This window comes from Pedobacter borealis DSM 19626 (genome assembly GCF_000708285.2).
Classification (GTDB): domain Bacteria; phylum Bacteroidota; class Bacteroidia; order Sphingobacteriales; family Sphingobacteriaceae; genus Pedobacter; species Pedobacter borealis.
In genome coordinates, this window is record NZ_JAUG01000013.1 from 20,934 (window position 1) to 39,261 (window position 18,328).

The 18,328-nt window shown below is 37.5% G+C and carries 18 protein-coding genes; 11 read left to right on the forward strand and 7 right to left on the reverse strand.

Translation table 11 applies throughout. From position 1 onward, the window contains the following. The first annotated feature begins 54 nt into the window (after window positions 1-54). The 3 genes from AW17_RS05630 (at window position 55) to AW17_RS05640 (ending at window position 1,804) form a co-directional block, all read left to right on the forward strand. Window positions 55-975 (forward strand): bifunctional 5,10-methylenetetrahydrofolate dehydrogenase/5,10-methenyltetrahydrofolate cyclohydrolase, encoded by a 921-nt coding sequence (locus AW17_RS05630; RefSeq protein ID WP_029275150.1) that lies wholly within the window; start codon window positions 55-57, stop codon window positions 973-975. A 145-nt stretch (window positions 976-1,120) separates the two neighbouring features. Continuing rightward, window positions 1,121-1,381, forward strand: a complete 261-nt coding sequence (locus AW17_RS05635) for a DUF6364 family protein (protein ID WP_029275151.1) — start codon at window positions 1,121-1,123, stop codon at window positions 1,379-1,381. A 3-nt stretch (window positions 1,382-1,384) separates the two neighbouring features. Further along, window positions 1,385-1,804, forward strand: coding sequence for a PIN domain-containing protein (locus AW17_RS05640; protein ID WP_029275152.1), 420 nt, complete (start codon window positions 1,385-1,387; stop codon window positions 1,802-1,804). 237 nt (window positions 1,805-2,041) lie between these two features. Here AW17_RS05640 and AW17_RS05645 read toward each other — a convergent pair whose 3' ends face one another. Beyond that, window positions 2,042-2,377: a Rieske (2Fe-2S) protein gene (locus AW17_RS05645; RefSeq protein WP_029275153.1), complete on the reverse strand. Its 336-nt coding sequence runs from the start codon at window positions 2,375-2,377 to the stop codon at window positions 2,042-2,044. Window positions 2,378-2,484: 107 nt separating this feature from the next. On the opposite strand from AW17_RS05645, the gene AW17_RS05650 reads away from it, so the two are divergent. The 3 genes from AW17_RS05650 to AW17_RS05660 are packed head-to-tail and all read left to right on the forward strand — an operon-like array spanning window position 2,485 to window position 5,479. Further along, a complete protein-coding gene (locus tag AW17_RS05650) occupies window positions 2,485-3,108 on the forward strand; it encodes a 7-carboxy-7-deazaguanine synthase QueE (protein ID WP_029275154.1) in 624 nt (207 codons plus the stop codon). Window positions 3,109-3,145: 37 nt separating this feature from the next. Next, window positions 3,146-5,032, forward strand: coding sequence for an OmpA family protein (locus AW17_RS05655; RefSeq protein WP_029275155.1), 1,887 nt, complete (start codon window positions 3,146-3,148; stop codon window positions 5,030-5,032). A gap of 30 nt (window positions 5,033-5,062) precedes the next feature. Further along, window positions 5,063-5,479, forward strand: a complete 417-nt coding sequence (locus tag AW17_RS05660; protein ID WP_029275156.1) for a DUF6526 family protein — start codon at window positions 5,063-5,065, stop codon at window positions 5,477-5,479. A gap of 114 nt (window positions 5,480-5,593) precedes the next feature. On the opposite strand, the gene AW17_RS05665 is transcribed toward AW17_RS05660, so the two are convergent. The 3 genes from AW17_RS05665 to recQ form a co-directional block, all read right to left on the reverse strand. Beyond that, window positions 5,594-6,310 carry a YqjF family protein gene (locus AW17_RS05665; RefSeq protein WP_029275157.1) on the reverse strand — a complete coding sequence of 239 codons (717 nt, stop codon included), beginning with the start codon at window positions 6,308-6,310 and terminating at the stop codon, window positions 5,594-5,596. A gap of 2 nt (window positions 6,311-6,312) precedes the next feature. Further along, a complete protein-coding gene (kdsA, locus tag AW17_RS05670; protein ID WP_029275158.1) occupies window positions 6,313-7,125 on the reverse strand; it encodes a 3-deoxy-8-phosphooctulonate synthase in 813 nt (270 codons plus the stop codon). 82 nt (window positions 7,126-7,207) lie between these two features. Next, entirely contained in the window at window positions 7,208-9,397 is a 2,190-nt protein-coding gene (recQ, locus tag AW17_RS05675; RefSeq protein WP_029275159.1) for a DNA helicase RecQ, read from the reverse strand. Between the two features lie 91 nt (window positions 9,398-9,488). Between recQ and AW17_RS05680 the strand changes: the two genes are divergently transcribed. Beyond that, on the forward strand, window positions 9,489-10,457 hold the full coding sequence (locus tag AW17_RS05680) for a KpsF/GutQ family sugar-phosphate isomerase (protein WP_029275160.1): 969 nt from the start codon (window positions 9,489-9,491) through the stop codon (window positions 10,455-10,457). A gap of 14 nt (window positions 10,458-10,471) precedes the next feature. Continuing rightward, window positions 10,472-11,563 (forward strand): mannose-1-phosphate guanylyltransferase, encoded by a 1,092-nt coding sequence (locus tag AW17_RS05685; protein ID WP_029275161.1) that lies wholly within the window; start codon window positions 10,472-10,474, stop codon window positions 11,561-11,563. A gap of 155 nt (window positions 11,564-11,718) precedes the next feature. On the opposite strand, the gene rlmB is transcribed toward AW17_RS05685, so the two are convergent. Continuing rightward, window positions 11,719-12,486 carry a 23S rRNA (guanosine(2251)-2'-O)-methyltransferase RlmB gene (rlmB, locus tag AW17_RS05690; RefSeq protein WP_029275162.1) on the reverse strand — a complete coding sequence of 256 codons (768 nt, stop codon included), beginning with the start codon at window positions 12,484-12,486 and terminating at the stop codon, window positions 11,719-11,721. A 200-nt stretch (window positions 12,487-12,686) separates the two neighbouring features. Here rlmB and dnaB point away from each other — a divergent pair, with 200 nt between their 5' ends. Then, window positions 12,687-14,249: a replicative DNA helicase gene (gene dnaB / locus AW17_RS05695; protein ID WP_029275163.1), complete on the forward strand. Its 1,563-nt coding sequence runs from the start codon at window positions 12,687-12,689 to the stop codon at window positions 14,247-14,249. A gap of 514 nt (window positions 14,250-14,763) precedes the next feature. Here the strand turns inward: dnaB and chrA are convergent. Continuing rightward, window positions 14,764-15,981: a chromate efflux transporter gene (gene chrA / locus AW17_RS05700; protein WP_029275164.1), complete on the reverse strand. Its 1,218-nt coding sequence runs from the start codon at window positions 15,979-15,981 to the stop codon at window positions 14,764-14,766. 36 nt (window positions 15,982-16,017) lie between these two features. After that, complete coding sequence (locus tag AW17_RS05705) at window positions 16,018-16,353, reverse strand: tetratricopeptide repeat protein (RefSeq protein ID WP_029275165.1); 336 nt, start codon at window positions 16,351-16,353, stop codon at window positions 16,018-16,020. Window positions 16,354-16,484: 131 nt separating this feature from the next. Here AW17_RS05705 and AW17_RS05710 point away from each other — a divergent pair, with 131 nt between their 5' ends. Beyond that, window positions 16,485-17,222, forward strand: coding sequence for an electron transfer flavoprotein subunit beta/FixA family protein (locus AW17_RS05710; protein ID WP_029275166.1), 738 nt, complete (start codon window positions 16,485-16,487; stop codon window positions 17,220-17,222). 103 nt (window positions 17,223-17,325) lie between these two features. Further along, complete coding sequence (locus AW17_RS05715) at window positions 17,326-18,294, forward strand: electron transfer flavoprotein subunit alpha/FixB family protein (RefSeq protein WP_029275167.1); 969 nt, start codon at window positions 17,326-17,328, stop codon at window positions 18,292-18,294. Window positions 18,295-18,328: the final 34 nt, after the last annotated feature.

An 18,328-nucleotide genomic window follows, 5' to 3' on the forward strand; every position in this document is an offset into this window, starting at 1 on the left:
GCGAGTTTTATTAAGTTAAATCTTAAATTATAAAATTATAACGAAGCAAGTTATATGAGCGATGCAAATTCAAAGTCCCCTTCAGGGGATTTAGGGGTATTATTAGACGGTAAATACGTATCAGAAAAAGTTAAAATTCAAATTGCAGAAGAAGCTGCCGAATTTTTAAATAAAAGTGGACGCAAACCACATTTAGTTGCCATTTTAGTGGGCAATGATGGTGGTAGCGAAACCTATGTGGCCAGTAAGATGAAAAACTGTGAAAAAGTTGGTTTTAAATCATCGTTGCATAGGTATGATAACTCGGTAACTGAAGCTGAGTTATTGGCGAAAATTGAAGAAATTAACCAGGATGATGATGTAGACGGATTAATTGTTCAATTGCCTTTGCCAAAACACATCGATCCGGAGAAAGTTACCGAAAAGATCGATCACCGTAAAGATGTAGATGGCTTCCATCCTGTAAACTTAGGTAGGATGATGCGTAACCTGCCTTGCTTTATCCCGGCTACACCTTATGGTATTTTATTGATGCTACAGGAATACAATATCGATACTACCGGAATGCACTGTGTGGTTGTTGGCCGCAGTAACATTGTGGGTAGCCCAATGAGCATTTTAATGGCCCGCAATGCCAATCCAGGCAATTGTACTGTAACACTTACCCATTCTCGTACTAAAGATTTAAAAGAACAGGTTCTCCAAGCAGATATTGTGATTGCCGCTATTGGTAAAAAGAATTTTGTTACTGCCGATATGGTTAAACCTGGTGCCATTATTATCGATGTAGGTATTAACCGCGAAACTTCTGCTGAAACCAAATCTGGCTTTAAGTTATATGGTGATGTAGATTTCGAAAATGTAGCACCAAAAGCTTCATACATTACGCCTGTTCCTGGTGGTGTAGGTTTAATGACCATTGTTGGTTTATTGAAAAACACATTAGCATCTGCTAGAAAAGAAATTTATTCATAAGCGAAAAGGTAAAAGCTTAAAGACTAAAGTGAAACATATCATTATAGATATTAAAAATCGGCTCAAATATTTGAGCTGTTTTTTTTACGTGTAATATTTTAAATCCTTACGTACAATTGTTATATTTGAATTAAAATTTAATTAGATGGACACTAAGTTAACTTTAAGTTTTAATCAAGATGTTGTAGCAAGGGCAAAAAAATATGCCGCTGAAAACAACATTAGCTTATCGCGATTAATAGAACACCTCTTAACTCAGGTAACTGCTAAAGAATACAAATCTTTAGAAGACTTTCCAATTTCTGATTGGGTAAGTATGGTTGCTGAGGGGGAAGTAGAATATAAAAAAATGCCAAAACAAACACGTAAAGATTCAAAAAACGAGTATTTTTCTTCTAAAAAGTAATTAATGAAGATATTTTTAGATGCCAATGTTCTCGTTTCAGTATTGAATAAGGAATATCCATTGTTTACTTATTCTTCTAGGATTTTGAGTTTGGCATCGCATCCAAAATTTGAAATATATACTACTCCACTTTGTTTGGCCATTGCTTTTTACTTTGCCGAAAAGAAACACAAATCTCAATTGGCCAAGCAGAAAATCGATTTGCTTTGCCAACATATTAAGATTGCTGAAAATTTATCAAAAGGTGTTTTGGATACCTTGTCCAACAAATCAATTCACGATTTTGAAGATGGTTTAGAATATTACGCGGCCAAATCTGTTAATTGTAAATGTATTATTACAGAAGATATTGAAGATTTTTATTTCTCTGAAATTGAAATATTGAACTGTCAGGAATTTTTTAAAAGATATTTACTTAATTAACCTGAGTTCGATAATTATTAGCTGAAAATCATATCTTATACACGCCTAATCCAGCTTTATCGTCACCCTGAATTTATTTCAGCATCTTTTTAGCGTGAAAGACCCTGAAATAAATTCAGGGTGACGACCGTCTTAACAGAAAACTTGATTAAAACGCCACAAAATGAGATTTAATAATCGAACTCAGGTTAATTAGTTTTTCTACTAAACAAACTCAGCATAGCGACTCATACCAGTCTACCCCCAAAGTTTACTCCACCAGCTTTCTTCAAAACCGATATAGAGGCCATCTTCGCGTAATTCGGTCGGATAGATATTGATATAATCACCTTGTCCCTCTGCTCCCCTTCCCGTGGTTAAACTGTATTCGTACCGATGGATTGGACAAACCAGATGCCCGTTTTTGCACCAGCCGCCACTAAAATGACCGCCAGCATGGGGACAATGCGATTGAGTTGCTGTAATTTTGTCTTCATTGTTAATCAAACAAATTTGTTTTCCCGCAACTTCTATTGTTTTAATTGTATCAGGACGGGGAATTTGATTATTATTTAGCGCCTTAAACCACTTCATACAGCTAAAATACGGCAAATAAATATCAGTCTTATTTCATCTTTACATTAAATTTCAAAAGAGGAACAGCATCACCATATTTTTTTAGGATATTTGCATCCTCAAAAATGAAACAAGACATACCAGAAGACGGCACATTACTTCCTTTAATGGAAGAATTTTATACCATACAGGGCGAAGGATTTAATACTGGTAAAGCAGCTTATTTTATCCGTTTAGGGGGCTGCGATGTAGGTTGCCATTGGTGCGATGTGAAAGAAAGCTGGGATGCCGAAATGCATCCACTTACGGCTTCGGATATAATTGTTGAAAACGCCGATAAATTTCCGGGCAAGGCTGTTGTAATTACTGGTGGCGAACCCTTGATTTATAACCTGGATTATTTAACCAATAAATTAAAGGAAAGAGGTATTCTTACCTTTATCGAAACATCTGGGGCCTACCCACTTTCTGGAAATTGGGACTGGATCTGTTTATCACCAAAGAAATTTAAAGCACCAAGGCCGGATATTACACCTTTTGCGCACGAATTAAAAGTTATCGTTTTTAATAAAAGTGATTTTAAATGGGCTGAAGAATACGCGGCTATGGTGTCTCCTACCTGTAAATTATATCTCCAACCAGAATGGTCTAAATCAAAAGAAATTACACCATTGATTATTGATTATGTAATGGCAAACCCAAAATGGGAAATTTCTTTGCAAACGCACAAATTTTTAAATATTCCTTAAAAACAATACATTAGCTTTATAACCAAATGTTAATGTAATGAAATTCCGCTTAACCCTCTTCTTTAGCATTCTGAGTATTTATTGTTTTGGGCAAAGCTCCCTAAATAAAAAAGCACAGGTTTTTTTTGAAAAGTCAGGTCCATTTATTGATAAATTGGATTATGCTGCTGCCGAACAGGTATTAAAAAGTGCGGTTGAAGCTGATCCTTTATTTCAGAATGCCTACATGGTACTTGCTGGCGTTTATAAGGCACAAAAAAAGTATGCTGAAGCCAAAGCTGCTTACGAAAAAGCCATATTGATCAATAAAACTGTAGCTCCGGCTGTAATTTATGGCTTGGCTGAAACCGAATTTGCAACTCAAGATTATTTAAAATCGAAACAGCATTTTAGTGAATTTTTGTTATTAGATTCTTCATCTGATAGAGCAAGAAGAGCAAAGAAATATCTTTTAGATTGTGATTTCGCTACCATAGCAACCAAGAAACCCGTAAAATATAGTCCAGCAAATTTAGGTGAAGGTGTAAATACAACAGATGCTGAGTACTTTCCTGCGATAACAGCTGATGGTGAAACTTTGGTTTTTACGCGTCAGCTAAATGGTAATGAAGATTTTTGGACATCACAGCTTAAAAATAATAAATGGGATGCCGCTACTCCCTTATCCAGCAAAATAAATACTATTCGATACAATGAAGGGGCCCAAACCATTTCACCTGATGGGAAGTACCTTTTTTTTACGGGATGCAACCGACCAGATGGCCTAGGTAGGTGTGATATTTATGTTTCACACCGTGAGGGAAAAGATTGGGGCGAACCTTACAATGTTGGGAAACCCGTTAATTCAGAATATTGGGAATCACAACCGGCAATCAGTCCTGATGGAAGAACCTTGTATTTTATAAGCAACAGACCTGGTGGCTCAGGAGGGTACGACATATGGAAAAGCACCATTACCGATGATGCCAAATGGGGACCAGCCATTAACCTTGGGCCTGATATCAACACGGTTTATGATGAAAATACACCATTTTTACATGCTGATGGAAGAACTTTGTATTTTTCTTCTGATGGTTGGCCAGGTTTTGGAAACAAAGATATTTATTATAGCAGAATGGATAATGATGGCAAGTGGCAAAGCCCAATTAATATCGGTTATCCGATCAATTCTTTCGAAGATGAAAGTGGCTTGGTAGTAAGTGCCGATGGAAATTTCGGCTTGTTTTCTTCGAATTTAAAAGGAGGTTTTGGCTTACAGGATATTTATAGTTTTGGAATTCCTGAAATCGCTAAACCGCTGAAGGTTTCTTATGTGAAAGGAATTGTAAGGGACCGGGATACTAAAAAAACGATCGAAAGTAATGTTCAAGTGATTGATCTGAAAAGCAATAAAACTGTTTTCGATGATTATACTGATCCAGAAACCGGTCAGTTTTTAGCGGTAATGCCTGTTGGGAGTAATTATCTGTTTAATGTAAATGCTGAAGGCTATATGTTTTACTCTGAAAACTTTGAGCTCAAGGCGGGAGATATCAATAAACCTTACCAGATTGAAGTTTACATCGAAAAAATAAAGCAAGGTGGAAATGTAACCTTAAGAAACATTTTCTTTGATACCAATAAGTTTAATCTTTTGCCCGCCTCTATCCGTGAACTGGATCTGCTTATCGATTTTTTGCACCAAAACGAAAACGTACAGATTGAGATTCAGGGCCATACCGATAATGTTGGCGATGATAAGTTGAATGAAAAGTTGTCTTTTAACCGTGCCAATGCAGTTTATGAGTACCTGATCAAAAATAGTATTGATGCTAAAAGGCTTACCTTTAAGGGCTTTGGAGCAAGTAAACCGATCGCTGATAATAAAACGGAATCAGGTAGGAAAAACAATCGTAGAACATCGTTTGTAATTACTAAAATATAAACATATAAAGTATTACTTAAAAAACTCAAGATGTCTCAGCATTACGGAAACCATAAGAGATTTTATCCACCTTTTCATTTTTTTACAATACCCTTAGCGGTTTTAGGATTAGGTTTTGCCATTTATTGTTGCATAGCCGTACCTACTATAATCACGGGCTTGCTTGTGCTTGCATTTTTCCTGATTGCCTTTATAGCTGTAATGGCACGGATGTTTGCACTTAAGGCACAGGATAGAGCTGCAAGAGCCGAAGAAAAATTACGTTATTACATTCTTACAGGTAAAGCACTTCCGAGTGAGCTGAGAATGGGGCAAATTATGGCTTTGCGTTTTGCTGGTGATGAAGAATATTTGGCTTTGGTTGATAAAGCTTTGGCTGATAAGTTATCTCCTGATGAGATCAAAAAAGCCATTAAAAATTGGCGCGGAGACTATCATAGGATATAATGGTAACTTTGTTGTTCTGAACTTAGTGAAGAATCCTTAACTTATGAACACAGATGAAAATCTATTTATAAAGATTCTTCATTGCATTCAGAATGACAAAAAGTATTTTTAATATTAAAACTTTTTTCCTTTTAACACCCTTATTTCAGAGCCTTCAGCCAGGAATACAGAATCAGGCTTAGCGTCATTTAAAAAAGAAAAATCATTTCCGTAGTTAATTCCAAAATCGACATCAATTTTATAGTCTTTTACCGGATAAGTTTGCCAGCGCGGATGCTCAACACCGTATTCAGATGTTTTATTCGCTCCAATTTTAGTATAACCCCAATAATGCTCTGTAATAAATTCTTCTTCGCTACCAATCCGTATTTCTTCTGCCTTTGAAGAAGAAATAAGTGAAAAATTATGCCAGGTTTGGTTCTTCCAGCGATAATCTACCTCAAGCTGATGTTCTTGTTCAATCCAAACATGTTTCATGGGAAATGTTTGGTAATTCTCCTTATAAATGGTGTTGGCTACAAAGGTGATGGCAGGCTTGGGTACAAATTCTTTAATAAATACCACGCCTCTTTTCCACGTATCTCCATCCTTAAATTTGACATAAAATCTTAAGTTAACCTCTTCGAAATTAGTGTGAAATGGAATATTAAAGCCCCGTAGTTTAACATCAACAAACATAAAGCCGACTAAACTCACATAATACTTGCCCTGCCAATCATCCAGTACAGTATGTGCGGGCAAGTATTCCGAAAGTATTTCTTTATCCACAGCATACTGCGCCAAAGCCAGTTTACGCCACTCTGCAGTAAGAAATACTTTCGGGCTAGTCAAAATTAAAGTATAGCTTGTCTGATTCGGATCAGTTTGGTTAAAGTTTCTTCCAACAGATCTAAATGTAACATATTGGCACCATCTGATTTTGCATTTGCAGGATCAGGGTGTGTTTCAATAAATAAACCATCTGCTCCTACTGCAATTGCTGCTTTAGCGATAGTTGAAATTAATTCTGGCTTACCACCAGTAACACCACTACTTTGATTAGGTTGTTGTAGGGAATGTGTGCAATCCATTACTACCGGAACACCGAAACCCTGCATCTCGGGTAAACCACGGTAATCAACAATCAGATCCTGATAACCGAAAGTATTACCTCTATCTGTTAAAATCACTTTGTTGTTTCCGGCTTCTTTTACTTTCTCAACGGCAAATTTCATAGAACCTGCAGAAAGGAACTGACCTTTTTTAACGTTTACTACTTTTCCAGTTTCGGCGGCAGCAATTAATAAATCAGTTTGGCGACATAAAAATGCAGGGATCTGCAATACATCTACATAAGCAGCTGCCATTGCGGCCTCGCCACTTTCATGGATATCGGTAACTGTTGGCACACCAAATTCTCTACCAATCCTTTCTAAAATGCGCAAAGCTTTTTCATCGCCAATCCCTGTAAAAGAACTTCCTTTGCTCCTATTTGCTTTTCGGTACGAACCTTTAAAAATATATGGGATCTGAAGTTTATCAGTAATTGTAATAATCTTTTCGGCAATTCTCATGGCAATATCCTCGCCTTCAATAGCGCATGGACCAGCCATTAAAAAGAAATTTCCCGAATCTGTATTTTTTAATTTATCTAAATAGTTAAGCATAGTTAAGATGTTGGATGTGAGACATAAGATCTAAGATCTGAGTTTGTCTCAAATCTAGCTTCTCCGATCTCACACCTAATTTTTAATTTCCTAGTTCTGACATGAATTTAATCCGCATCAATTGAATTTCTTCGCGGGTATAATCGGTTTCGCCTAACTCGTTAAGTGCTTCATCGATAGAATCGCTTTCAGCAGCTCTGAAATAGTCAAATACTTCATCCTGTCTATCATCATCAATTACTTCATCAATGAAATAGTTTAGGTTAAGTTTAGTACCAGAGTTTACAATCGATTCTACTTCTTTCAGAATTTCTTCATAAGTAATGCCTTTCGAATCGGCAATATCTTCCAAACCAATCTGCCTGTCGATATTTTGAATGATCGAAACCTTCATCTGCGATTTATTGGCCTGAGTTTTAATAATCAAATCGATTGGACGTTCGATATCGTTATCCTCGACATATTTTTTGATCAATTCGATAAAAGGTGTCCCGAATTTCATTGCTTTACCCGAACCTACACCAGAAATCTGGCGAAGCTCTTCCGTCGTAATCGGGTAATGTGTGCACATTTCCTCTAAAGAGGGATCCTGGAAAACTACGAATGGTGGAACACTTTTTTGCTTCGCAATTTTTTTACGTAGCTCTTTAAGCAATGATAAAAGATGGGTATCTAAAGCACCTGTACCTTGTTTTACATCATCGTCATCGTCATCAGCACCGTTCTCTATTGGTTCGTTTAGTATGAATTTAAGGCTATAAGGGTTGATAATAAAATCTCTTCCCTGTTTGGTTAACTTTAATAAACCGTAATTGTCAATGTCTTTAAAAAGGTAATTATTTAGAACAGCCTGGCGGATAATCGATTTCCACATCAGCTCGCCTTCTTCTTTACCGATTCCAAATTCAGGAATCTTGCTGTGTTCGTAAGCAATGGTTTGAGCGGTTTCTAAACCTAAAAATACGTTTAACAAGTGTGCATCATCAAATTTTTCGCCCGATTTTTCGATAAATTTCAAAACGGTTGACAATTGACTTTCTGCATCAAATTGCTTTTTAGGCTTTTTACAGTTATCACACATGCAGTTACAGCCCGTTTCGTTAAAGTTTTCACCGAAATAATGAAGGATCTGCTTACGTCGGCATACACCAGATTCAGCATAATCGATCACTTCTTTTAATATCTGCGTACCAATTTCACGTTCCGAAACTGGTTTATCTTTCATAAATTTAGCCAGCTTGTCTACGTCTTTTTGAGCGTAGAAAGCAATACATACGCCTTCGCCACCATCACGTCCGGCCCTGCCAGTTTCCTGGTAATAACCCTCCATACTTTTAGGCACGTCATGGTGAATCACAAAGCGAACATCGGGTTTATCGATCCCCATACCAAAGGCAATGGTTGCAACAATAACCTCAGCATCTTCCATCAAAAATTTATCCTGCGTTTCAGCTCTAACCTTTGGGTCTAACCCCGCATGATAAGGCAAGGCACTAATTCCATTCAGATTTAATGCTTCTGCCACTTCTTCAACCTTTTTACGGCTAAGGCAGTAAATAATCCCCGATTTCCCCGGATTAGACTTGATGTACTTAATAATTTCTTTGGTAATGTCTCTTTTAGGGCGGATTTCGTAAAATAAGTTGGGCCTGTTAAATGAGGATTTAAACAACGTTGCTTCCGTCATTCCAAGATTCTTCATAATATCCTGCTGTACTTTTGGCGTAGCAGTTGCGGTTAATGCAATAATTGGAATGTTATTCCCCAATCCTGCAATAACCTGTTTAATCTTACGGTATTCTGGCCTGAAATCATGCCCCCATTCAGAGATACAATGCGCTTCATCAACGGCAACGAAAGAGATTTTAATCAGATTTAAAAATTCAATATTATCCTGCTTCGCCAGAGACTCTGGCGCAACATACAATAATTTAGTCTGACCGCTTAAAAGATCAGATTTAACTTGAGTAATTTCAGATTTATTTAGGGATGAATTAAGAAAGTGAGCAATACTGTCATTTCCACCAAAAGCCCTTAATTGGTCAACCTGGTTTTTCATCAATGCAATTAGTGGAGAGATTACAATTGCTGTTCCCTCGCTCATTAAAGCGGGTAACTGATAGCAAATAGACTTCCCTCCGCCTGTTGGCATAATAACAAATGTGTTATTGCCTTCTAAAATATTTGTAATGATCGACTCCTGATCACCTTTGAAATTGTCAAACCCGAAGAAATTTTGTAGGTTATCAAATAACGACTTTTTCACGTCCATTTTGTGTAATAAAATATGCGATGCTATTTTTGTATCCAAAATAACATAATTTTACAAGAATTTCAAGTATTAACAGACAATTATTTTCTCTTTGAAAAGTAAAAAATCAATAATCCAATCGGCTGTAAGCACATTAGAGCTTGAGGCAGCAGCAATATTAAATGTTGCAAAGAATATTAACAGCGATTTTGAAAAAGTCGTATCAAGCATTTTACATGGCAAAGGACGGGTAATTGTTACTGGTATAGGAAAGAGTGCAATCATTGCACAAAAAATGGTAGCTACTTTTAATTCAACAGGCACCCCTGCTATTTTTATGCATGCCGCAGATGCTATTCATGGCGATCTGGGGATGATCCAGGTAGATGATATTGTAATCTGCCTCTCTAAAAGTGGAAACACACCAGAAATAAAAGTGCTTACCCCCTTGTTGAAAACATCTGGCAATCTGCTCATCGGGATGGTTGGTGAATTGAATTCTTTTTTAGCCGAGCAGGCCGATCTGATTTTGAACACTTCTTTCGAAAAAGAAGCTTGTCCGCATAATTTGGCACCCACTACCAGTACAACGGCGCAATTGGCATTGGGCGATGCCCTGGCTATTTGTTTATTGGAATGTAGAGATTTTAATGAATCCGATTTTGCTAAATATCACCCAGGCGGGGCATTAGGCAAAAAACTCTATTTAAAAGCACGGGATCTGGCTTTGTCTAATGAGAAACCTTCCATACACCCATCTGCATCAGTTAAAGATGTGTTAATAGAAATTAGTAAAAACCGTTTGGGTGCTGTTGTTGTTGTTGATAGCGACGATAAGGTGCTTGGCATCATTACGGATGGTGATATAAGGCGGATGTTAGAAAATAACAATTCTATTGCAAACTTAAAAGCTGAAGATATCATGGGCAGAACGCCAAAGAGCATACAATTTAATGCTTTAGCGGTTGATGCCCTAGATATTATTAAACAAAACAATATAACGCAGTTGCTAGTTCTAGAACAAAATACTTACTTTGGCATTATCCATTTACACGATCTCCTTAACGAAGGCATCGTGTAATTTTAATTTATAAAATGAATAAAGACTATTATGCATTGATTATGGCCGGTGGTGTCGGAAGTCGCTTTTGGCCAGTAAGCAGAACAGAATACCCAAAACAGTTTATCGATTTTTTTGGTGTAGGTAAAACTTTGATACAGAGCACCTACGATCGATTTTTAAAAATTTGCCTTCCTGAAAATATTTTTATTGTTACCAACGAAATTTATTCGGATTTAGTAAAAGAGCAATTACCACAGCTCAGTGCAAATCAAATTTTAGCCGAACCATTGTTAAGAAATACAGCTCCTTGTGTTGCTTATGGAAGTTTAAAAATAGCTGAATTAAATCCGAACGCCACCATAGTTGTTGCCCCTTCTGATCATACCATTGCCAATATTGATGGTTTTATACAGTCTATTGAGCAATCATTAGACGCGGCTTCGAAAAACGATTGTTTAATCACATTGGGTATTAAACCAAACCGTCCGGATACGGGCTATGGTTATATTCAACATACTGATTATGTGCTTAATACCGACACTGATCTGCATAAGGTTAAAACATTTACCGAAAAGCCGAACTTAGAATTGGCAAAATCATTTATACAAAGCGGCGATTTCTTGTGGAATGCCGGGATATTTATCTGGTCGGCTAAAGCGATTTTAAGTGCTTTCGAAAAACATCTGCCAGATATGTATGAAATATTTAATATCGGCAGGTCTGAATTGAATACTGAAGGAGAAAAAGCCTTTATCAATAATGCTTATTTTCAATGCACCAATATTTCAATAGATTTCGGAATTATGGAAAAAGCAGAAAATGTTTACGTGCTTCCATCTGATTTCGGTTGGTCTGATTTAGGAACCTGGGCCTCTATTTATGAAATGGCAGAGAAAGATTATGTGGGTAATGCCGTTATCCCGTCACAACAGGTACTGATGTTCGATTCATCAAACTGTATGGTAAATGTTCCAGAAGATAAATTGGTTATCCTACAGGGGCTGCACGATTACATTGTTGTAGAAAACAATAATATGCTGATGATCTGTCCAAGAAATGAAGAGCAAAAGGTTAAAGAGTTTGTTGCGGAGGTTAAATCGCGTTTTGGCAATAAATTCATCTAAATAAATGTAAGATGGATGATGTAACATAGTTTTCATCATCCATCTTATATTTCCTATCCTAATCTATTACGTAAGATCCTGAAACAAGTTCAGGAAGACGCCCCATAGAACGTACTAATCGATATTAAATTCCCTCTTCCTTTTTATATCTAGCTTTAGATCGTTCTCTGTCTAACGGCCTCATATAATATTACCCCAGCAGCTACTGAAACATTTAACGATTCGATTTTTCCGGCCATTGGTATTTTAGCCAGGTGATCGGCTACCCTTAAAAGATCGTTAGAAATTCCTTCATCTTCCGATCCCATTACAATTGCTGTAGGCATGGTATAATCCGGCGCATAGATAAAGTCACTGGTTTTTTCGGTGCAGGCTACAACCTGCAGACCACTTTCCTGTAGAAATAAACAGGTTTTATGCAGGTTAGCATGGCGACAAATCGGAATACTAAATAAGGCACCTGCCGAGGTTTTAATGGCATCAGCATTGATCTGTGCAGCATTTTTTAAAGGAACTACAATGGCATGCACCCCTACACAGGCGGCCGTACGTGCAATTGCACCCATGTTACGCACATCGGTAACACTATCTAAAACCAAAATTAATGGGACCTCACCTTTTTCGAAAACGGTTGGAATAATGTCTTCAATATTCTGGTAGGTAATCGGCGAAATAACCGCAATTACACCTTGATGGTTTTTCTGCGACATGCGATTCAACTTCTCGATTGGAACCGAATTTAAGGGAATCAAAGTATCTTTTAGAAGGGCTTTTAATTCTAGAAAAAGATCGCCGCCCAGACCGCGTTGCTGGTAAATGGTTTCAATGTCTCTTCCTGCTTTAACGGCTTCTATTACGGCCCTGATGCCGAATACAAACTCATTATTCTCTTTTGCGCGTTGCGGTCTTCTAAAATTATCCATGTTTTGAAATTGTTAGGCAAAAGTATTCAAATAAAATGTTTTAGCCCTAAACAATGTGCGCCTTATTAACATTTAATTGTTTAAAAATTTATATGGCATCATAAATCCAATAAAATTTAATCTGATTATGCTTCAATTTGTTAACAAACAGCTAGTAACTAATTCGAACAACCGCATCAAAATTTGATTACTTTTGTGGAATGAGTATCGATAATGAACAAGGCGGAAAGAACAGTATAACTGCTAGAAAAAGCAGGTTAAGTAATACTATAAGTTCACAGGGGAAAATTCCCCCTCAGGCATTAGATCTTGAGGAAGCAGTTCTTGGAGCGTTAATGCTCGAAAAAGATGCGCTTTCTGCTGTAATTGATGTTTTGAAACCAGAGGTTTTTTATAACATTGCCCACCAGAAAATTTTTGAAGCAATTCATATTCTATTTCAAAAATCGCGCCCCGTTGATATTTTAACTGTAACGGCAGAACTGAGAACATTGGGCTCTTTAGAAATGGTTGGTGGCGCTTACTACATTACCAACTTAACCAATAGAGTTGCATCAGCAGCGAATATCGAGTTTCACGCACGTATTATCTCTCAGAAATATATTCAGCGTGAACTGATCAGGATTTCAACCGAAATCATTACAAATGCCTACGAAGATACAACTGATATTTTCGATCTCTTAGATCAGGCAGAAAAAGGACTTTTCGAAATTGCCCAGAATAACCTGCGTAGAGATACACAGAAAATGGACGATATCATTAAACAATCGTTAGCCACACTTGAAGAGCTTCGTACCAAAACCGATGGTTTAACTGGTGTGCCAACTGGTTTTACAGGGCTAGATAGAATAACTGGTGGTTGGCAAAAGCAGGATTTAGTAATTATTGCTGCACGTCCGGCGATGGGAAAAACGGCTTTCGTACTAACCTGTGCTAGAAACGCCACTGTCGATTTTGCAAAACCAACGGTAGTTTTCTCGCTAGAGATGTCGTCAGTTCAGCTGGTTAATCGTTTAATTTCTGGAGAAGCAGAAATAGAGCAGGAAAAAATCAGAAAAGGAAATTTACAGGAATGGGAATGGCAGCAGTTACACAGTAAAATTGGCCGTTTAACCGAAGCTCCCCTATTAATTGATGATACGCCTGCGCTAAATATTTTTGAGTTCAGGGCAAAATGCAGAAGATTAAAATCACAATACGATATTCAATTGGTAATTGTCGATTATTTGCAGTTAATGCATGGTAAAGGCGAAGGAAAAGGCGGTGGTAACCGTGAGCAGGAAATTGGTAGTATTTCTAGGGCACTAAAATCGGTTGCAAAAGAACTTGATGTTCCGGTGCTGGCACTATCGCAGTTAAGTCGTGCGGTAGAGAGTAGACCAGGTTTGCAAGGAAAACGGCCTATGTTATCCGATTTACGTGAGTCGGGCTCAATTGAGCAGGATGCGGATATGGTATTATTCTTGTACCGCCCTGAATATTACGGTATTACCGAGGATGAGCAAGGAAGATCGCAAGCGGGTATTGGTGAGGTTATCATTGCAAAACACCGTAACGGTGAAACCGGGATTGTACCACTTAAATTCGTGGGTAAATTTGTGAAGTTTACCGATTTGGAAGAAGACTTTAATGCACCGCCAAGTTCATTTGCGGCTGATCCTTCAGCTGGTATGTACCCATCACAGGATTTTGAAAAACAAAGCAACGTGATTATCCGCCCTTCAAAAATGGACGATTATAATGATGATGATCCACCGTTTTAGGAATAAGCAATCTGGCTGTTATACGCAACAAAACCTATCCCATTTTTAGCATAAGTTTTTTAGCTTTTTTCCGCTATCAATGGCAGACTTAATAGAACGATCGTCATTGCGAGAAGGCTTTTTCAGCCGACGAAGCAATCTTTATGGCAAGGATCACTAGCTTGAAAGATTGCTTCGTCGTTTCTCCTCGCAATGACGATAATCTGAGAAGATTTAATCTTTTAAACTCACCTGTCATTAATACTGATTTTTATATCATAAATTACCCCCTCAGGGTGACAAAAGAAAATCTCTGCTTCATTTGGAACTAAAAACCATGAGTACTGGCACGGAAAACCGAACCTAGTAGCACTAAGCCAAACCAATCTAAACCCGATAAAACGAATGCTCCCGATTCTTCATCGGAGCAGCAGTGATAGCGGGGCTACATTAACCTACAGTGTGCCGTAATTGCTTTCCAAGTTCTAACTCCTTTTCTATTAGTCTAAATAACAATCTGTTAACTAATATGATATTAAAATAAATATCCAATTAATATACCTGCCAATACAATAACAGGTGGACTAACTTTAGTAAAATTTAACAACAAAAATGTAGCGACCATTATCCCTAAAAATATCCAGTTAAAGCCCATCGGTATTAACAGTAGCACAAAAGCAGCAATAATAAATCCAACGCTAACGGCATTGATTCCGGAAAGGCTATGACGGATCCGTGAGATCTTTTTCAGATCGTCCCAAAACGGTACAATAAATAAAACGAGGATTAGCCCGGGTAAGTTGATGCCGATAACCCCAATCAATCCTCCTAAAATTTGGCCCCATAATCCGTAACCAAAATTCTTCATGCTTAATGCGCCTAAGTAGCTCGTAAAAGAAAATGTTGGACCAGGTAAGGCCTGCTGTAATGCAAAACCCGATAAAAATCCAGATGAAGGTAAATAATGTTTCATCTCTACAAACTCGGTAAACATCAAAGGGACAAGTACTTGTCCGCCCCCAAAAACCAATATTCCGTTACGATAAAAGTTTTCGAGCAAACGAATCGGTAAACTAAAGGGCGATGTTCTGTTTATAATTGCACCTACCAAGGCAAATAAAAGCAAAGCACCTAGGAAGTAGACCAGTTTTTTAGGATTGATATTTGAAAAAAGTTTAACCCTTAACTCCGCTTCCTCTTTTGGTGTTTCGATGGCTGAAGAGATCATTCCGCCTATTAATATCGACAATGGAAACACATAAGCATTTCTTAAAACTAATGTGGCAATAACCGAAGCAATGGCAAGGAATATAGAAACCTGAGAGGATAAAACCTTTTTACCAAGTTTCCATGCACCATAAGCTACAATACCCAATGCAATTGGCTGGATATATTCTAAAATATCGTTAAATTTTTGTTTTTGATCTAGTAAAGCATAACTGATTGCAGCAAAGGTCATTATGGTTGCTGTAGGTAAAATCCAGATCAGGAAAGTAATAATGGCCAGTTTAAGTTTTCCAACTTTCCAGGCGATCCCAACCAAGGTTTGGGTGGATGCCGGTCCAGGGAGTACCTGTGCCAGTGCATTTAACTCTAAAAGTTCTTCCTCTGAGATAAATTTAGTGCCCTGAACAAAGTATTTAAGCAGCAAAGCCAGGTGCGCTTGTGCGCCTCCAAAAGAAGTAAATGTAAAAAAGATTACGTTTCTAATAAATAACCACTGTTTTTTTGCAGCTATAGGTTTTGTTTGCATTAGCTCAGGACTAAAAATTGATAACTGTTAACTGAACTAGTCGTCTTCATAATCTAATCCGGCAACAGTGTTATATGCGCCCTGTAATTCAGAAAAAGCGTGCATGTCTCTTTTGTTGCGTGCTACTTGCATACCCTTCTGATAAATGGCTATAGCTTTCTCTTTTTGATCATCTTTTTCAAGCAATTTACCCAAATGGTAATAAGTGCCAACATAATCGGGGTGTTTATCCGTTAACTGAAGGTAAAAAGAATAGGCCTTTTCTTTATCATTTTGTGCGTTATACTCTGTGGCTAAAGCATATAGTATAAAAGGATCGTTTGGATCGCTTTCTAAAAATTCTAATAACTTACTTAAACGGGTTGATGACATTTTATTTCCTTGCTTTTTTAATTAAATTTGCAGAAAGACCTTATATAATAAACATATAACATATGAAATTATCATGAGCTAAAAATTTCGGCTTACGATAGCTTCATAGCAATAAAAACCACTATTAACATATGAAAATATTAGTTTGTATCAGTAATGTGCCAGACACAACGACAAAAATAACTTTTACTAATGATAATACCGAATTCAATACGTCAGGAGTGCAATATATTGTTAATCCATATGATGAAATCGCTTTATCAAGGGCAATTGAGCTAACTGAAGGCGGTAAAGGAACGGTAACGGTTATTAATGTAGGCGAAGCAGGTAATGATCCAACCATTAGAAAAGCGCTTGCAATTGGTGCAGATGATGCGGTTAGGGTTAATGCGGCACCTAGAGATGCTTATTTCGTGGCAAAACAGATTGCAGAATATGCAAAAGATAAAGATTTCAATCTAATTTTAACTGGTCGTGAATCTATCGATTACAATGGAAATCAGGTTGCTGCAATGGTTGGTGAGTTTTTAGATATCCCTTCAGTATCTATTATCAAAAAATTAGATGTTGATGGTGATACAGCGACGATTGAGAGAGAAATTGAAGGTGGTAAAGAAGTTTTAACCGTTTCTGGCAAGTTTGTTGCCAGTTGTGCTGAAGGTGTGGCAGAGCCAAAAATCCCGAATATGCGTGGTATCATGAGTGCCAGAACAAAACCATTGGTTGTAGTAGATGCAGTTGCTATTGAAGAAGTAACCAAGGTTACGAAATATGAAACCCCTGCTCCGCGCGGAACGGTTAAGTTAATTCCTGCCGACCAAACAGAATCGTTAATTGGTTTACTTCACAGCGAAGCTAAAGTAATATAAAGCAGTTGGCAATTTCCAGTTGTCTAATAATAAAAGAGATAATAAATAGAATTAATTTCATTTAAAAATAAAAGTCCCCTTCAGGGGATTTAGGGGTAAATATATGTCAGTATTAGTATATGTAGAACAAGCTGAGGGGAAATTTAAGAAATCTGTGTTTGAAGCCGTATCTTATGCCAAAGCCATTGCCGATCAACAATCAACTCATTTAACCGCAATTTCTATTGGCGATGTAGCCGACAGCGAATTAAAGGAATTGGGTAAATACGGTGCATCAAAAGTACTAAACGTAAATGCCGATCAATTAAAAACCTTTGTAAATCAAGCCTATGCAAGTGTTATTGCTGCAGCAGCAGAAAAAGAAGGTGCCGATATTGTAGTTTTATCTAACTCTTTCTCTGGTAAAGGTTTAGCGCCACGTATTGCAGTAAAACTTAAAGCGGGTTTAGCTGATGGTGCGGTAGAATTACCGAGTACTGATGGTAAATTTTCGGTTAAGAAAACGGCTTTCTCAGGTAAAGCCTTTGCCATTACCGAATTAACATCGGCCAATAAAGTAATTGCTTTAAATCCAAATGCTTTTGGTGTTAAAGAAAATGCTACAGATGCGGCAATAGAGGCCTTTACTGCTGATGTTAAACAATCAGACTTAGGAACTGTTATTAAAGAGATTGTTAGGGCAACTGATAAAGTTTCATTACCTGATGCAGAATTGGTAGTTTCGGCTGGCAGAGGTTTAAAAGGACCAGAAAACTGGGGAATGATCGAAGAATTGGCTGGTTTGTTGGGTGCTGCTACAGCATGTTCTAAACCGGTATCGGATGCAGACTGGAGACCACATTCAGAGCACGTTGGTCAAACCGGTATTGCCATTAGCCCTAATCTTTATATTGCTATCGGTATTTCTGGCGCTATCCAGCATTTGGCTGGCGTTAGTTCATCAAAAGTGATTGTAGTAATCAACAAAGATCCGGAAGCGCCTTTCTTCAAAGTGGCCGATTATGGTATTGTTGGCGATGCTTTTGAGGTTGTACCAAAGTTAATTGAAGCATTAAAAGCACATAAAGCATAAAAATAAACCTTTAAACCTCGCAGGTTCCAAAACC

Coding starts and splice junctions, on each gene's coding strand:
- AW17_RS05640 (WP_029275152.1), top strand. CDS start 1,385: ATGAAGATATTTTTAGATGCCAATGTTCTCGTTTCAGTATTGAATAAG.
- AW17_RS05660 (WP_029275156.1), top strand. CDS start 5,063: ATGTCTCAGCATTACGGAAACCATAAGAGATTTTATCCACCTTTTCAT.
- chrA (WP_029275164.1), bottom strand. CDS start 15,981: ATGCAAACAAAACCTATAGCTGCAAAAAAACAGTGGTTATTTATTAGA.
- kdsA (WP_029275158.1), bottom strand. CDS start 7,125: ATGCTTAACTATTTAGATAAATTAAAAAATACAGATTCGGGAAATTTC.
- AW17_RS05710 (WP_029275166.1), top strand. CDS start 16,485: ATGAAAATATTAGTTTGTATCAGTAATGTGCCAGACACAACGACAAAA.
- AW17_RS05635 (WP_029275151.1), top strand. CDS start 1,121: ATGGACACTAAGTTAACTTTAAGTTTTAATCAAGATGTTGTAGCAAGG.
- dnaB (WP_029275163.1), top strand. CDS start 12,687: ATGAGTATCGATAATGAACAAGGCGGAAAGAACAGTATAACTGCTAGA.
- AW17_RS05655 (WP_029275155.1), top strand. CDS start 3,146: ATGAAATTCCGCTTAACCCTCTTCTTTAGCATTCTGAGTATTTATTGT.
- AW17_RS05685 (WP_029275161.1), top strand. CDS start 10,472: ATGAATAAAGACTATTATGCATTGATTATGGCCGGTGGTGTCGGAAGT.
- rlmB (WP_029275162.1), bottom strand. CDS start 12,486: ATGGATAATTTTAGAAGACCGCAACGCGCAAAAGAGAATAATGAGTTT.
- AW17_RS05630 (WP_029275150.1), top strand. CDS start 55: ATGAGCGATGCAAATTCAAAGTCCCCTTCAGGGGATTTAGGGGTATTA.
- AW17_RS05715 (WP_029275167.1), top strand. CDS start 17,326: ATGTCAGTATTAGTATATGTAGAACAAGCTGAGGGGAAATTTAAGAAA.
- AW17_RS05705 (WP_029275165.1), bottom strand. CDS start 16,353: ATGTCATCAACCCGTTTAAGTAAGTTATTAGAATTTTTAGAAAGCGAT.
- AW17_RS05650 (WP_029275154.1), top strand. CDS start 2,485: ATGAAACAAGACATACCAGAAGACGGCACATTACTTCCTTTAATGGAA.
- recQ (WP_029275159.1), bottom strand. CDS start 9,397: ATGGACGTGAAAAAGTCGTTATTTGATAACCTACAAAATTTCTTCGGG.
- AW17_RS05645 (WP_029275153.1), bottom strand. CDS start 2,377: ATGAAGTGGTTTAAGGCGCTAAATAATAATCAAATTCCCCGTCCTGAT.